Source organism: Streptomyces racemochromogenes (assembly GCF_044129415.1).
GTDB classification, from domain to species: Bacteria; Actinomycetota; Actinomycetes; order Streptomycetales; family Streptomycetaceae; genus Streptomyces; species Streptomyces racemochromogenes_A.
On the sequence record NZ_JBBDHD010000151.1, the window covers coordinates 1 to 14,509 of the forward strand.

Genomic DNA, 14,509 nt, shown 5'->3' on the forward strand with positions numbered 1-14,509 from the left:
CCCCACCCGGGATGGGTTACGCGGTCTGGTGGGTTTATTGAAGTCACGAGGCGCCGGGCGGGCGCGCGCCCCCGACTGACCCGGGGCGGCCGGACGCTGCTGCGTCGGACGCGGACCGGGGGTGGCGCCGGCCGGACGCACGGGGGCGGCCGGGGGCGCGGAGAACTCGGTCGCCACGGGAGCCGCCGGAGCGGGCTTCGGGGCGGCCGGAGCCTTGGGGCCGGGACGCGGGCCGGGAGCGGCCGGAGTCACCGGGGCGGGGGCCGCCGGGGCCTCGGCAGCGGCCGGCTTGGGGGCCGGTGCGCCGGGCTTCGGGGCAGGACGTGCCGCGGTCGCCGGGGAGGGCGCCGCGGGCTTGGCGGGCGCGGCCTTGCGGGGCGCGCCGGGCTTCGCAGCGGACTTGCCGGCGTTGCCGCCGGGCCCCTGCAGTGCGTCAGTCAACTTGCGTACAACCGGCGCCTCGATCGTCGAGGACGCCGAACGGACGAATTCACCGAGTTCTTGGAGCTTGGCCATGACGACCTTGCTCTCAACCCCGAACTCCTTGGCGAGTTCGTATACCCGGACCTTAGCCACATCGCTCCTTTTAGGTCCGGGTTACGCCGGACCGTCGCTACTTCATGGGCGTACTCATCGCGTACTCATCGAGTGCTCATCGCAATCTCGACCTACTTCCAACTCGCGAGGTACCTGACCGCACGGGGTATCCGTGCCGTACTTCTTCTTACGGTGTCGCCACGGCCTGGACTGCCAGGGCCGTGCGCAGTCCCTCCGTGCCGAGCGGTCCAGCGGACCGGAGGGCCCGGGGGAACGCTCTGCGGCGGACCGCCTGGTCGAGGCAGACCACGGCAGGGTGCACGTACGCACCCCGGCCGGGCAGCGTACCGCGAGGATCGGGGACGCATTCGTCCCCGACCGCCACGATGCGCAGCAGATCGCTCTTGGCCGCTCGCTCCCGGCACCCCACACAGGTGCGTTCGGGGCATGCGCGGGCTTGCGTCCGGCCAGACACGCCTAAGTCTACCTCCCCGCACCGACCTCACCCCTTCAGGGGAAAAATCGAACGGATGTCGTCGTGATCCTTGAGGGGTTCGTCGCGGACGAGGACCCCTGTCTACCGGCCGGAAACGGTCGGCCGGTAGTCATTTATTCCCGCCGGAGGCGCTGTTTCCGGTCAGTCCCGGTCGGCGTCCGCGTCGGGCGCCGGCTCGGTGTCGGGCCGGATGTCGATGCGCCAGCCGGTGAGCCGGGCGGCGAGGCGGGCGTTCTGGCCCTCCTTGCCGATGGCCAGCGACAGCTGGTAGTCGGGGACGGTCACCCGAGCGGAGCGCGAGTCCCAGTCCACCACCTCGACCTTGCTCACCCGGGCGGGTGACAGGGCGTTCGCCACCATCTCCGCCGGGTCGTCCGACCAGTCGACGATGTCGATCTTCTCGCCGTGCAGCTCGGCCATCACGTTGCGCACGCGGCTGCCCATCGGGCCGATGCAGGCGCCCTTGGGGTTCAGACCCGAACGGGTGGACCGGACCGCGATCTTGGTGCGGTGGCCCGCCTCGCGGGCGATCGCGGAGATCTCGACGCTGCCGTCGGCGATCTCCGGGACCTCCAGGGCGAAGAGCTTCTTCACCAGGTTCGGGTGGGTGCGCGACAGGGTCACGGACGGGCCGCGGACACCCTTCGCCACCCGCACGACGTAGGCCTTCAGGCGGAGCCCGTGCGGGTACTCCTCACCGGGAACCTGTTCCTGCACCGGCAGGATGGCCTCCAGCTTGCCGATGTCGACCAGGACGTTCTTGGGGTCCTTGCCCTGCTGGACGACGCCGGTGATGACGTCGCCCTCGCGGCCGGCGAACTCGCCGAAGGTCAGGTCGTCCTCGGCGTCGCGCAGACGCTGGAGGATCACCTGCTTGGCGGTCGTCGCGGCGATCCGGCCGAAGTCCGACGGGGTGTCGTCGAACTCCTTGGGCTCCTGGCCCTCCTCAAGATCGCGCGGGTCCTCGGTCGCCCACACGACCACGTGGCCGTTGGTGCGGTCCAGCACCACCCGGGCGCGGCGGAAGCTGCCCTCGGTGCGGTGGTACGCGATGAGGAGGGCCGACTCGATCGCCTCGACGAGCAGGTCGAAGGAGATCTCCTTCTCCCGGACCAGACCCCGCAGGGCACTCATGTCGATGTCCACGGCTACGCCTCCTCTTCCTTCTTGTCCTTGCGGTTGAACTCGATCTCGACACGCGCCTTGGCGATGTCGGTGAACGCGACGCGGCGGGCGGTCGCCTTGCGGCCCTTCACACCCGGAACTTCGAGGTCCATGCCCTCGTCGTCGACACCGAGGATGCGGGCGACCAGTTCCCCGGCACCCTTCTCACCTTCGGCGGACAGCTGGAACTTCACGAGACGGCCGATGGCCCGTACGTAGTGGCGGTGCTCGCTGAGCGGGCGGTCCGCGCCCGGGGAGCTGACTTCGAGGACGTACTCGTCCTCGCCCATCACGTCGGACGCGTCCAGGGCGTCGGAGACCTCACGGCTCAGCTCGGCGCACGTGTCCAGTTCCACGCCTTCGTCGGAATCCACGACGACCCTCAGCATCCGGCGCCTGCCCGCCTTGGAAAGCTCGATCTCTTCGAGGTCCAGGCCCTTGGCGGCGACGAGCGGCTCCAGCAGTCCGCGCAGCCTGTCGCTCTGGGTGGTGCTCATCCGGGTGACTCCTCGGCCGCGTGTGCTGTTGTGGTTTTCCGTCGCGTGTCAGGTCAAAGGGTATCCGGTCGCGGAGGGTGTTGCCGTCCGCGCCGCCGGGCGGGCCCCCGGGTACCGTGATCACACCTTGCCCCGCCATCACCCCGAGGACGGCACCGTGCCCTGGACCTTGCCTTCGAGGCCCTCACCCTCACGCAGGAGCGTGCTCGCCGGAGCCGCCGCGGCGGCGGCCGGATCCGTGCTGGTCAGCGGGTGTTCCGGCGGGGGCGGCCCGTCCGCCGCGGACAGCGCGATTTCACTCGAACGGCGGATGCGGGAGGGCGCCGTCCGGGACAGCGGGCGTTTGCTGGAACGTTACGACGCCACGGCGGCCGTCCATCCGGACCTGGCCGGCCGGCTCGCGCCGCTGCGCGCGGCCGTGGCCGCGCACGCCGAGGCCCTCGCCCTGACCACCCCCAAGGCCGGCCCGACCCGCCCCCGGACGGCGTCCCCCTCCGGGTCCCCCTCGCCCTCCCCCTCCCCCAGCGCCCCGGCGGGAGGACGGGCGGAGGTCCCGGAGAAGCCCGCCGAGGCCCTCAGCGCGCTCGCGGACGCCGAGCGGAGCCTGTCCGAGGCCCGGACCATCGCCCTGGCCGGCGCCCCCGGCGAGCTGGCCCGGATGCTGGCCTCGGTGGCGGCCTGCGGGGCCGTCCACGCCTACCTGCTGACCTCCAACCCGGGAGCCGCCTCGTGAACCCCGCCGTGAAGCCCTCCCCCGCCCCCGGCGGCCGTGCCCTGGACGCCGCCCAGGCGGCGCTCGCCGCCGAGCACGCGGCGGCGTACGGGTACGGGGTCATCGGCGCCCGGATCGACCCCGCCCGGGCGACCGAGGCCCGGGAGGCGTACGGCCACCACCTCTCCCGCCGCGACCGGCTCACCCGGACGGTACGGGAGCTGGGCGGCGCACCCCGGCCCTCCGAGGCGGCGTACGCCCTGCCGTTCGAGGTGCGCTCTCCGGACGACGCCGAGCGGCTGGCCGCCGACATCGAGGACCGGGTGGCGGGCGCCTATTCGGACCTCGTCCGGGCGGCGGACGGCCAGTTGCGCCGCGACGCGGCTGACGCGCTGAGCGCGGCGGCCGTGCGCGCGGCGCGCTGGCGCGGTGTCGGCGTAGCCTTCCCTGGGCTCACCGAACGCTCGGAGGGGGCCCGTACCAGCTGAAAGGGACCACGCACGCATGGCTTTCGAACCGCCGCAGCGGCTCGTACGGGCGCTCGGCGAGCTGCCTCGGACAGCGCAGGACACGCAGTGGCTGGAGCGGCTGCCCGAGCTCGCCAAGGAGGCGCTGGAGCGGCGGGACGTAGTGGCCCAGCGGGCCCTGGCGCCGGGGGGCCGCAGCAGCCTGGTGATCCTGGTCCGCTACACCGACGGCACCCCGGCCGCCCTGAAGCTGGCGCCCCCGGGAGCCCGCCCCGACCGCGAGCTGGCCGCGCTCGCCCACTGGGGCGGCTTCGGCGCGGTACGGGTCCTGGACTCGCGCCACCACGAGGACGACGGCGCCCTCCTGCTGGAGCGGCTGCAGGCGGACGTCTCCCTGCGCTCGCTCCCGGAGGCCAAGGCCCTGCTGGAGGCCTGCGGCACGCTCCGCCGCCTCTGGGTGCGCCCGCCGGCCGGCCACCCCTTCGAAACGGTGGCCGAACGGACCTCCGTACAGGCCGAGGCCCTGCGTTCGGCGCCCCCGGAGGCCCGGGCCCTCGCCGACACCGCGCTGGCCCTCCTCGCGGAGCTGACCGTCCGGCCGCCGGAGGAGCTCCTCCTGCACGGGAACTTCCGCCAGGGCAAGGTGCTGGCGGGCGAACGGGCGCCGTGGCTGGCCGTGGGCCCGGACCCGCTGGTCGGCGAGCGGGCGTACGACCTGGCCCGGCTGGTGCGCGACCGTCTGGAGGACCAGGTGGCCTCGTCGACGGGGGCGTCGGGGGCGCGGCGGCGGGTGAACAAGCTGGCCGACTCCCTGGAGGTGGACCGGGAGCGGCTGCGCGGCTGGACCGTGTTCCGGGCGGTGGAGTCCGGGGTCCGCGCGCTGACCGCCGGTCGGCGGCGGGACGCGGAGCTGCTGCTGGAGTTCGCCGCCTGGATGTAGGGCATACCGTAGTAAAGGGTGCACGTCCGGCAGGGGGCCGTCATGGTCGAAGAACTGCTGACAGCGGGGATAGCCGCCGCCGCGGGCGTCGCGGTCTACCTGCTCGCCGCCGCGCGCGTGGTGAAGCAGTACGAACGGGGCGTTGTCTTCCGCTTCGGCCGGCTGCGCCAGGGGATCCGCCCGCCCGGCTTCACGATGATCCTCCCCGTGGCGGACCGCCTCCACAAGGTGAACCTCCAGATCGTCACCCTGCCGGTCCCCGCGCAGGAGGGCATCACCCGCGACAACGTCACGGTCCGCGTGGACGCCGTCGTCTACTTCAAGGTGGTCGACCCGGCGAGCGCGATCGTCGCCGTGGAGGACTACCGCTTCGCCGTCTCCCAGATGGCCCAGACGTCGCTGCGGTCGATCATCGGCAAGAGCGACCTGGACGACCTGCTGTCCAACCGCGAGAAGCTGAACCAGGGCCTGGAGCTGATGATCGACAGCCCGGCGATGGGCTGGGGCGTCCAGATCGACCGCGTCGAGATCAAGGACGTCTCCCTCCCGGAGACGATGAAGCGGTCGATGGCGCGGCAGGCGGAGGCGGACCGCGAACGCCGCGCCCGCGTGATCAACGCGGACGCGGAGCTCCAGGCATCGCACAAGCTGGCCGAAGCGGCGGCGGTGATGTCGGACCAGCCGGCGGCGCTCCAGCTGCGCCTGCTCCAGACGGTGATCGCGGTGGCGGCGGAGAAGAACTCCACCCTGGTCCTCCCCTTCCCGGTGGAGCTCCTCCGCTTCCTCGAACGAGCGACGCCCTCCGGGGACCCGCCGCCCCAGCCGGGCCCGGCGGACGGCGCCGCCCCGCTCCCCGAGCCGCCCGTGGACCCGGCCGCCCCGGCCCTTGCGGACCCGGCCGCCCCGGCCCTTCCAGACCTCCCGGCGGCCGCGCCGCGGCCCGAACCCCCCGCCGGCTGACTCCCGCCGCGCGGAGGGCGCGGTCCTACACCACCCGCCCCACCGCCTCCTCCAGCGGCAGTTCCTCCCGCGCCCCCGTCCGCCGGTCCTGGAGCTCGACGACGCCGTCCCCGGCCCGGCGGCCCGCCACCAGGATCCACGGCACGCCGATCAGCTCCGCGTCCGTGAGCTTGACCCCCGGCGAGATCCCGGCCCTGTCGTCCAGCAGGACCCGCTTGCCCGCGGCCGCCAGGGCCTCCGCGGCCCGCTCGGCCAGCGCCAGCGGAACGGCCTTGCCGGCCGCCACCACGTGGACGTCCGCCGGGGCCACCTCCGCCGGCCAGCACAGCCCGCGCCCGTCGGCCGTCTGCTCGGCCAGCGCGGCCACCGCCCGGGAGACGCCGATGCCGTACGAGCCCATCGTGACCCGCACCGGCTTGCCCTGCGGGCCGAGCACGTCCAGCCCGAAGGCGTCCGCGTACTTCCGCCCCAGCTGGAAGATGTGCCCGATCTCGATCGCCCGGTCCAGCCGCAGCCCCGCACCGCACCGCGGGCAGGGGTCGCCCGGCTCCACCACGACGACGTCCAGGTACCGGTCCACCTCGAAGTCACGCCCGCAGACGACGTTCCGCGCATGCGTGTCGGCCTTGTTGGCCCCGGTCACCCAGGCGGTCCCGGGGGCCACGCGGGGGTCGGCCAGATAGGGCACCTTCTCCAGGCCCTGCGGGCCCACGTAGCCGCGTACCAGATCGGGCCGCCCCGCGAAGTCCTCGGCCGTCACCAGTTCCACCACGGCCGGGGCCAGGTGCTCCCCGAGCTTGCCCAGGTCGACCTCCCGGTCCCCCGGCACACCCACCGCCGTGATCTCCCCGTCGACCTTCACCAGGAGGTTCTTCAGCGTGGCGGAAGCCGGAACGCCCAGGTGTGCGGCCAGGGTCTCGATCGTGGGCGTGTCGGGCGTCGGGATCTCCTCCATCGCCCCGTGGGCGAGGTCCCCCGCCGTCTGCGGGACGAAGACGACCGCTTCCGTGTTGGCCGCGTAGTCGCACGACGGGCAGTCCACGAAGGTGTCCTCGCCCGCCGCGGCCGGCGCCAGGAACTCCTCCGACGCCGAGCCGCCCATCGCGCCCGACACGGCCGACACGATGCGGTGGTCGAGCCCGAGCCGCTCGAAGATCCGTACGTACGCCTCGCGGTGGAGCCGGTAGGACTCCGCCAGCCCCTCCTCCGTCACGTCGAACGAGTAGGAGTCCTTCATCTGGAACTCGCGCCCGCGCAGCACCCCGGACCGGGGCCGGGCCTCGTCGCGGTACTTGGTCTGGATCTGGTACAGCATCACGGGCAGGTCCTTGTAGGACGTGCACTGGTCCTTCACCACGAGGGTGAAGATCTCCTCGTGGGTGGGTCCGAGCAGGTAGTCCGCGCCCTTGCGGTCCCTGAGCCGGAACAGCAGGTCGCCGTACTCCGACCAGCGGCCGCTGACCTCGTAGGGCTCCTTGGGCAGCAGCGCCGGCAGCAGCACCTCCTGGGCGCCGATCGCGTCCATCTCCTCGCGGACGATGCGCGAGACGCTGTCGAGGACCTTCTTGCCGAGCGGCAGCCAGGTCCAGACGCCGGCGGAGCTGCGCCGGACGTAGCCGGCGCGGACGAGGAGCCGGTGGCTGAGGGTCTCGGCGTCGGCCGGGTCCTCGCGGAGGGTCTTGGCCATGAGGCGGGACATGCGCTGCACGTGTTGCGTTGACATGCGGCGAGGCTATCCGGGAGGGTGCGGCCCGGGTAACGGGATTCAGCCCCGCAGCAGCGGCAGCGGCGCGCCCATGACCGCGTACGGGAGGCTCGCGCTCGGGAAGTGGACCTTGCGGGCCAGGTCCCGGTACCCGAGGGCCGTGTAGAGGCCGCGGGCCGGGCTGTCGGTGTCGATCGCGGAGAGGATCGAGCGCGGCTCGGCGGCGCTGTCGGTGATCCGCGTGATGAGCGCGCGGCCGACGCCGCGGCCCTGGAAGCCGGGGTGGACGTGCAGCTCGGTGATCACGAAGGAGTCGTCGAGCCAGTGCTCCGAGCCGGTGGCCCGCAGGTGGGGCTCGACGATGGTGGACCACCAGTGGGCCCGGTCGTTGGGCATCCCGTACACGAAGCCGGCGAGGGCCCCGTCGTCGGTGAAGGCGCCCAGGGCGCGGGCGCCGCGGCAGGTCATGTGGCGCTGGACGATGTAGCGCCGGATGCCGATCTCCTCCTCGCTGAGCCCGAAGGCCACGGCCTGCACGCGCAGGGCTTCGTCCACGCGGCCGGCGAGGTCGAGGTGCCCGATGCGCAGTCCAGCGGGCCGTGCGGGGTCGTCGCCCCCGGGGGTAGGCAGCATGCGGCCGACCTTACTTCGGGGTAGGGCCGCTCCGGTACGGCTTCACGGACGAATCCGGCCGCGCGGCCCCGTGCGTAGCCACAGCCGCGACGGCCGCGGGCGGCCCCCGGCGGGCGCTCCCGTCAGAAGAGCACGCTCATGAACGCCCCCACCTCGCGGAACCCCACCCGCCGGTAGGCGGCCCGCGCGGCGGTGTTGAAGTCGTTGACGTAGAGGCTGACCACGGGGGCGACGTCCCGGAGCGCGAACTCCACCACGGCCGCCATGCCGGTCTCGGAGTGCCCGCGGCCGCGGAACTCGGGGGCCACCCAGACGCCCTGGATCTGGCAGGCCCGGGCGGTGGCGGCGCCGATCTCGGCCTTGAAGACGACCTTGCCGTTCTCCACGCGGGCGAAGGAGCGGCCGCTGCCGACGAGTTCGGCGACCCGGGCCTGGTAGAGCAGGCCGCCGTCCCCGGCGAGGGGCGAGATGCCGACCTCCTCGGTGAACATGGCCACGCAGGCGGGCATGATCAGGTCCATCTCGTCCTTGCGGATCCGGCGGACGAGCGGGTCGGGCGCGATCTCGGCGGAGGGCGTCTCCGTGGCCATGAGCGGCTGGTGGGAGCGGACGTCGCGGGCGGGGCCCCAGCTGGGTTCCAGGAGCTGCCACAGCAGCCGGGTGGCGGCGGCGGGGCCGACGATGGAGGAGCAGCGGCGGCCGGTGCGGCGGGCCCGGTCGGCGAAGGCGCGGACGGCGTCGGGGCCGGCGCAGACGGGGACCAGGTTGGCGCCCGCGTAGCACAGGGAGCGGAGCTCGCCGTCGGAGTACCAGCCCCACATCTCGCCGCCCAGGCGCCAGGGGTCGAGTCCGGCGACCTGGACCCGGGAGGTGACGAAGGCGTTCTCGACCGGCTCGCGTCCGAGGATGGCGAGCGCGGCGTCCAGATCACTGGGGTCAAGGACCCGGGTGGTGGTCTGCGTCAACACTGGGGCCTCACCGTGCAGGTCTGCTGATCTCCGCACTGTACCCGCCGGGGCGCGGGGATGCCGCGTCGCGCAGGTCACGAAAAGGCCCCGGGCCCCCGTTGCCCCTGCTGGGAGGGGCAACGGGGGCCGGGGCTCGTCCGTGCGGGCCGGGCGGCCCGGGCTCAGACGCCGATGGCGACGCTGGGCTCGCCGGAGGCGACGCCGTCCTTCTCCATCTGCTCGGCGATCTTCAGGGCCTCTTCGATGAGGGTCTCCACGATCTTGGACTCGGGGACGGTCTTGATGACCTCGCCCTTGACGAAGATCTGGCCCTTGCCGTTGCCGGAGGCGACGCCGAGGTCGGCTTCGCGGGCCTCGCCGGGGCCGTTGACGACGCAGCCCATGACGGCGACGCGCAGCGGCACGGTCATGCCGTCCAGGCCGGCCGTGACCTCCTCGGCCAGCTTGTAGACGTCGACCTGGGCGCGGCCGCAGGAGGGGCAGGAGACGATCTCCAGGCGGCGCTGGCGGAGGTTGAGCGACTCCAGGATCTGGATGCCGACCTTGATCTCCTCGGCCGGGGGCGCGGAGAGCGAGACGCGGATGGTGTCGCCGATGCCCTGGGAGAGGAGGGCGCCGAAGGCCACGGCGGACTTGATGGTGCCCTGGAAGGCGGGGCCGGCCTCGGTGACGCCGAGGTGCAGCGGGTAGTCGCACTGGGCGGCGAGCTGGCGGTAGGCCTCGACCATGACGACGGGGTCGTTGTGCTTGACCGAGATCTTGATGTCGCGGAAGTCGTGCTCCTCGAAGAGGGACGCCTCCCACAGCGCGGACTCGACGAGCGCCTCGGGGGTGGCCTTGCCGTACTTCTTGAGCAGCCGGGCGTCGAGGGAGCCGGCGTTGACGCCGATGCGGATCGGGGTGCCCGCGTCCTTGGCGGCCCGCGCGATCTCCTTGACCTTGTCGTCGAACTGCTTGATGTTGCCCGGGTTGACGCGGACGGCGGCGCAGCCGGCGTCGATCGCGGCGAACACGTACTTGGGCTGGAAGTGGATGTCGGCGATGACCGGGATCTGCGACTTCTTGGCGATCACGGCGAGCGCGTCGGCGTCGTCCTGCGTGGGGCAGGCGACGCGGACGATCTGGCAGCCGGAGGCGGTCAGCTCGGCGATCTGCTGGAGCGTGGCGCCGATGTCGGAGGTCCGGGTGGTGGTCATCGACTGCACCGAGACGGGTGCGTCGCCGCCGACGGCCACGGAACCGACCTGGATCTTGCGGCTGACCCGGCGGTCGGCAAGCTTCGTCGGCACGGACGGCATTCCGAGAGAGATGGCAGTCATCTGCTGTGCAACCCCAAGGTGTGGATCGAGGTCCCGAGATCGGCGGGCTCCGGCCTTTGAGGTTACGCCAATGCGCGCGTGCTCCCCGCATCCGAGGGGGCGGCTCCACCCGAACGTAGGGAGCCGGGCACGGTGCGTGCCCGGCTCCGGAGTGCGCGGCGGTGCGGCCCGTTCCGTTAGTTGATCTTGATGGGGTTGACCACGTCCGCGACGAGGACCAGCAGGGTGAAGCAGACGAAGACGCCCGCGACCACGTACGCGGCGGGCATCAGCTTGGCCACGTCGAACGGTCCGGGGTCGGCGCGCCGGAAGACCTTGGCCACGGTGCGCCGGACGGACTCCCACAGGGCTCCGGCGATGTGGCCGCCGTCGAGCGGGAGCAGCGGGAGCATGTTGAACAGGAACAGCGACAGGTTGAACCCGGCCAGCAGGTTGAGGAAGAACACCAGCTGGTACTGGGCCGGGATGTCGAGGTTGAAGATCTGGCTGCTCACGCGGGCGGCGCCGACGACGCCCATGGGGCTGTCCTGCTTGCGCTCGGCGCCGTTGAAGGCGGCGTTCCACAGGTCCGGGACCTTGCCGGGGAGGTCGACGAGGGACTGGACGCCGGCCTCCATCATCTCGCCCATGCGCTCGACGGACTGGCCGAAGGTCTGCGGGACGTAGCCGACGGCGGGGGCGAAGCCGAGGAAGCCGGCGGTGACGTACTGGTCCTTGACGTAGCGGCCGGCGGCGTCGGTCTTGGCGACCTTGTTCTCGATCAGGTTGGCGTGCAGGTCGAGGCGCTTGCCGGCCCGCTCGACGGTGATGGTGGCGGGGCCGACGGTGGCGCGGATGTCCTTCTGGAGGACGGACCAGTCGTCGACCGGGCGGCCGTTGAAGGCGACGATCCTGTCCTGCGCCTGGAGGCCGGCGGCCTTGGCCGGGGCGGCCGGGTCGCCGGCGGCGCACTTGTCCCGCTTCTCGCTCTGCTGGATGACGCAGTCGGAGACCGAGCTGACGACGGTGGTCTGGGTGTTCAGCCCGAAGGTCATCAGGGTGGTGAGGAAGATCGCCACGGCCAGGACCAGGTTCATGAACGGTCCGGCGAACATCACGATGACGCGCTTCCAGGGCCTGCGCGTGTAGAAGAGCCGGCTCTCGTCACCGGGCTGGAGCTCCTCGTAGGCGGCCGAGCGGGCGTCCTCGATCATCGACCGGAACGGCGAGGTCGACCGCGCGGTGACCTTGCCGTCGTCGCCGGGCGGGAACATGCCGATCATGCGGATGTAGCCGCCCATCGGGATGGCCTTGATGCCGTACTCGGTCTCGCCCTTCCTGCGCGACCAGATGGTCGGCCCGAAGCCGACCATGTACTGCGGCACCCGGATGCCGAACAGCTTGGCCGTGGAGAGGTGGCCGAGCTCGTGCCAGGCGATGGAGACCAGCAGGCCGAACGCGAAGAGCACGACCCCGAGTACCGTCATCAAAGCCGTCATGCGCTCGCCTCCACGGCGGCCCGCGCCGCCATCTCCCGTGCCCGGGCCCTGGCCCAGGTCTCCGCTTCGAGGACGTCCTGGACGGTGAGGGAAGTTCCCGTCCGCGGCGTCCCGTGCTCATCGACCACTGCGGAGACCGTATCCATGATTGCCGTGAACGGCAGCCGGCCGGCGAGGAAGGCCTCGACGCACTCCTCGTTCGCGGCGTTGAAGACGGCGGGGGCGGTGCCGCCCAGGGTGCCCACGTGCCGGGCCAGGCCGACCGAGGGGAAGGCCTCGGTGTCCAGCGGGAAGAACTCCCAGGTGGAGGCCTTGGTCCAGTCGAACGCGGGGGCCGCGTCGGGGACCCGCTGGGGCCAGCCGAGGCCGATCGCGATGGGGCCGCGCATGTCCGGCGGTGTGGCCTGGGCGAGGGTGGAGCCGTCCGAGAACTCGACCATGGAGTGCACGTACGACTGGGGGTGGACGACGACCTCGATGCGCTCGAAGGGGATGTCGTAGAGCAGGTGCGCCTCGATGACCTCCAGCCCCTTGTTGACCAGCGTCGCCGAGTTGACCGTGATCACCGGGCCCATGGCCCAGGTCGGGTGGGCGAGGGCGTCCTGGACGGTGACCTCCGCCAGCTCCGCGCGGGTGCGGCCGCGGAAGGGGCCGCCGGAGGCGGTGACGACCAGCTTGCGGACGTCGGCGCGGGTGCCGGCGGCGAGGGCCTGGAAGAGGGCCGCGTGCTCGGAGTCCACGGGGATGATCTGGCCCGGCGCGGCCAGGGCCTTGACCAGCGGGCCGCCGACGATCAGCGACTCCTTGTTGGCCAGGGCGAGGGTACGGCCGGCGCGGAGCGCGGCGAGGGTGGGCGCCAGGCCGATGGAGCCGGTGATGCCGTTGAGGACGGTGTGGCAGGGCGAGGCGGCGAGTTCGGCCGCCGCGTCGGGTCCGGCGAGGATCTCGGGCAGCGGCTCGGAAGGCCCGTACGCGGCGCTCAGCGCCTCCTTCAGGGCCGGCACGGCGTCCTCGCGGGCGACGGCCACGGTCCGCACCCGGAGCCTGCGGGCCTGCTCCGCCAGGAGGCCGGTGCGGCCGCCCGCGGCGGACAGGGCGGTGACCCGGAACCGGTCCGGGTTGCGCAGGGCGAGGTCGATGGCCTGGGTGCCGATGGACCCGGTCGACCCGAGGATGACGATGTCCCGGCGGCCGGCCGCGGCGTCGAAGAGGAGGTGCGGGTCGGCGAGGGGGGCTGGACTGTCGCTCATGCCCCCCATTGTTGCCGCTCCTCAGGGGCGCTTGGACACGGAGTCCCCGTCCGTGACCCGGGCGAGGAGTTCGGGGAGGGTGCCGGCGAAGTCGGGCAGAGCGCGGGCGGCGCGCCACCAGGCGTCCGCGTCGTCGCCGAGGGCCGCGTCGAAGAGCCGGTCGGCCTCGGCGCGGGCGGCGAGCACGGCGGCGGGCCGGTCGTGGCGGTCGGGGTGGCCGATGTCTCCGAGCCACTGGTCCTCGTCGAGGGCCCAGCAGGCGGGCACCTTGTGCCGGATGACGTCGGCGCCGGTGAGCAGGGAGCGGTCGAGGCAGTCGCGGACCCAGCGGACGTCCTCGGCGGCGGTGTCCATCGGCACGGCCAGGCTCACCAGGGCCAGCTCGCGCTCCCAGGCCCCGGCGGGGTCGGCGGGGGCGGTCTCGGGGGCGAGGTGGCGTACGGCGCGGGCGAGGGCCGGGTCGTGCCGTACGGCGCCGGGGGCGGCCGGGGCGCCCGCGGCCAGCGCGGCCGCCAGCTCGGGCAGGGTGCCGGGGAAACCGGCGGCGCGGCGGGGCAGTTCGGCCCACAGCCGGGGGTCCTCGCCGAGCGGGGCGCGCAGGGCCCGGTGCACGGCCGACTGCATCTCGGCCTGCTCGGGCAGGGTCCAGCGCAGGCCGCTCGTGACGGGGAGGTGCCCGAGGAGCAGGGTGTGGGCGGCGGGGGCGACGTGCGCGACGAGCTCGTCGCAGGTCAGCAGCCCCATCCGGACGGCTCTGACGGCGGGACGGTGCCAGTGGCGCCCGTACGGCCGCCCCGCGCGCGCGTCGAGCAGGGCGAGGCACTCCGTCCGGGTGAGGGCGCCGGCCAGCAGCAGGGCCTCGACGGCGCCGGCCGGCAGGGGGTCGCGGGCGTGTTCCCCCAGCAGCCGGTCCGGGTCGAGGTGGTGCGGCATGCGCAGCAGGGTGAGCGGGACGCGGGGGCGGCGGGCGTGGCGGCGCAGCAGGGCGGTCAGCGCGCCGGTGGTGAAGGGGCCGGGGCCCACCGCGGCCAGCAGTTCGGGGGAGGGGCCGGGCCGGGCGGCGTAGCGGGCGGGGCCGGGCAGGCCGGGCAGGGGCCGGCCGACGACGTGCGGGTTGCGGGCGATGTAGTGGCGGTCGGCGTCGGTGCCGTGGCGCAGCAGCAGGGTGACGGCCGCGGCGGGCAGCCACTGGTCGCGGCACAGGTAGGTGCGCACGGGGGCGTCGAGCCGGTCGAGGAGGGCGGCGACGACGGGGTCCGGTGGGGGGGGGGGGGGGGGGGCCACCCCCCGGGGGCCCCCCCCCCCCCCCGCAGCACCGATCCCGACCGCTCGCCGTCGCCTCTCGCCGGCATGCTGGTCACGGGGGCGCTGCTCGCCCTCGGC

At 73.4% G+C, this 14,509-nt stretch carries 15 protein-coding genes; 4 read left to right on the top strand and 11 right to left on the bottom strand.

Going from position 1 to position 14,509, the window contains the following annotated elements:
• From WDV06_RS32610 to rimP, 4 genes are all read right to left on the bottom strand, one after another.
• The coding region (locus tag WDV06_RS32610) for a translation initiation factor IF-2 N-terminal domain-containing protein (protein ID WP_395513428.1) at positions 1-576 on the bottom strand (576 nt) is incomplete at its 3' end.
• Between the two features lie 148 nt (positions 577-724).
• Positions 725-1,012, bottom strand: a complete 288-nt coding sequence (locus WDV06_RS32615) for a YlxR family protein (RefSeq protein WP_395513429.1) — start codon at positions 1,010-1,012, stop codon at positions 725-727.
• A gap of 162 nt (positions 1,013-1,174) precedes the next feature.
• Positions 1,175-2,179: a transcription termination factor NusA gene (gene nusA, locus WDV06_RS32620; RefSeq protein ID WP_362063018.1), complete on the bottom strand. Its 1,005-nt coding sequence runs from the start codon at positions 2,177-2,179 to the stop codon at positions 1,175-1,177.
• Positions 2,180-2,181: 2 nt separating this feature from the next.
• Entirely contained in the window at positions 2,182-2,694 is a 513-nt protein-coding gene (gene rimP / locus WDV06_RS32625; protein ID WP_395513430.1) for a ribosome maturation factor RimP, read from the bottom strand.
• Between the two features lie 202 nt (positions 2,695-2,896).
• Here rimP and WDV06_RS32630 point away from each other — a divergent pair, with 202 nt between their 5' ends.
• From WDV06_RS32630 to WDV06_RS32645, 4 genes are read left to right on the top strand one after another with little or no spacing between them, the layout of a single operon-like run.
• Entirely contained in the window at positions 2,897-3,427 is a 531-nt protein-coding gene (locus WDV06_RS32630) for a hypothetical protein (protein ID WP_395513431.1), read from the top strand.
• On the top strand, positions 3,424-3,894 hold the full coding sequence (locus WDV06_RS32635; RefSeq protein WP_395513432.1) for a ferritin-like domain-containing protein: 471 nt from the start codon (positions 3,424-3,426) through the stop codon (positions 3,892-3,894). The genes WDV06_RS32630 and WDV06_RS32635 overlap by 4 nt, the downstream gene beginning before the upstream one ends.
• A 16-nt stretch (positions 3,895-3,910) precedes the next feature.
• A complete protein-coding gene (locus tag WDV06_RS32640) occupies positions 3,911-4,813 on the top strand; it encodes an aminoglycoside phosphotransferase family protein (RefSeq protein ID WP_395513433.1) in 903 nt (300 codons plus the stop codon).
• Between the two features lie 42 nt (positions 4,814-4,855).
• The gene (locus WDV06_RS32645; RefSeq protein ID WP_395513441.1) at positions 4,856-5,773 is read left to right on the top strand and encodes a slipin family protein; all 918 of its coding nucleotides are present in this window, start codon (positions 4,856-4,858) and stop codon (positions 5,771-5,773) included.
• Positions 5,774-5,798: 25 nt separating this feature from the next.
• Here WDV06_RS32645 and WDV06_RS32650 read toward each other — a convergent pair whose 3' ends face one another.
• From WDV06_RS32650 to WDV06_RS32680, 7 genes are all read right to left on the bottom strand, one after another.
• Complete coding sequence (locus WDV06_RS32650) at positions 5,799-7,496, bottom strand: proline--tRNA ligase (protein WP_395513434.1); 1,698 nt, start codon at positions 7,494-7,496, stop codon at positions 5,799-5,801.
• Between the two features lie 42 nt (positions 7,497-7,538).
• The gene (locus tag WDV06_RS32655) at positions 7,539-8,111 is read right to left on the bottom strand and encodes a GNAT family N-acetyltransferase (protein WP_395513435.1); all 573 of its coding nucleotides are present in this window, start codon (positions 8,109-8,111) and stop codon (positions 7,539-7,541) included.
• Between the two features lie 122 nt (positions 8,112-8,233).
• Positions 8,234-9,079, bottom strand: coding sequence for a GNAT family N-acetyltransferase (locus WDV06_RS32660; RefSeq protein ID WP_395513436.1), 846 nt, complete (start codon positions 9,077-9,079; stop codon positions 8,234-8,236).
• Between the two features lie 161 nt (positions 9,080-9,240).
• Positions 9,241-10,398 (bottom strand): flavodoxin-dependent (E)-4-hydroxy-3-methylbut-2-enyl-diphosphate synthase, encoded by a 1,158-nt coding sequence (gene ispG / locus WDV06_RS32665; RefSeq protein WP_395513437.1) that lies wholly within the window; start codon positions 10,396-10,398, stop codon positions 9,241-9,243.
• A gap of 176 nt (positions 10,399-10,574) precedes the next feature.
• A complete protein-coding gene (locus WDV06_RS32670; RefSeq protein ID WP_395513438.1) occupies positions 10,575-11,876 on the bottom strand; it encodes a M50 family metallopeptidase in 1,302 nt (433 codons plus the stop codon).
• Positions 11,873-13,135: a 1-deoxy-D-xylulose-5-phosphate reductoisomerase gene (gene dxr / locus WDV06_RS32675; RefSeq protein ID WP_395513439.1), complete on the bottom strand. Its 1,263-nt coding sequence runs from the start codon at positions 13,133-13,135 to the stop codon at positions 11,873-11,875. The genes WDV06_RS32670 and dxr overlap by 4 nt, the downstream gene beginning before the upstream one ends.
• Before the next feature lie 12 nt (positions 13,136-13,147).
• Complete coding sequence (locus tag WDV06_RS32680; RefSeq protein WP_395513440.1) at positions 13,148-14,410, bottom strand: hypothetical protein; 1,263 nt, start codon at positions 14,408-14,410, stop codon at positions 13,148-13,150.
• Positions 14,411-14,509 lie beyond the last annotated feature (99 nt).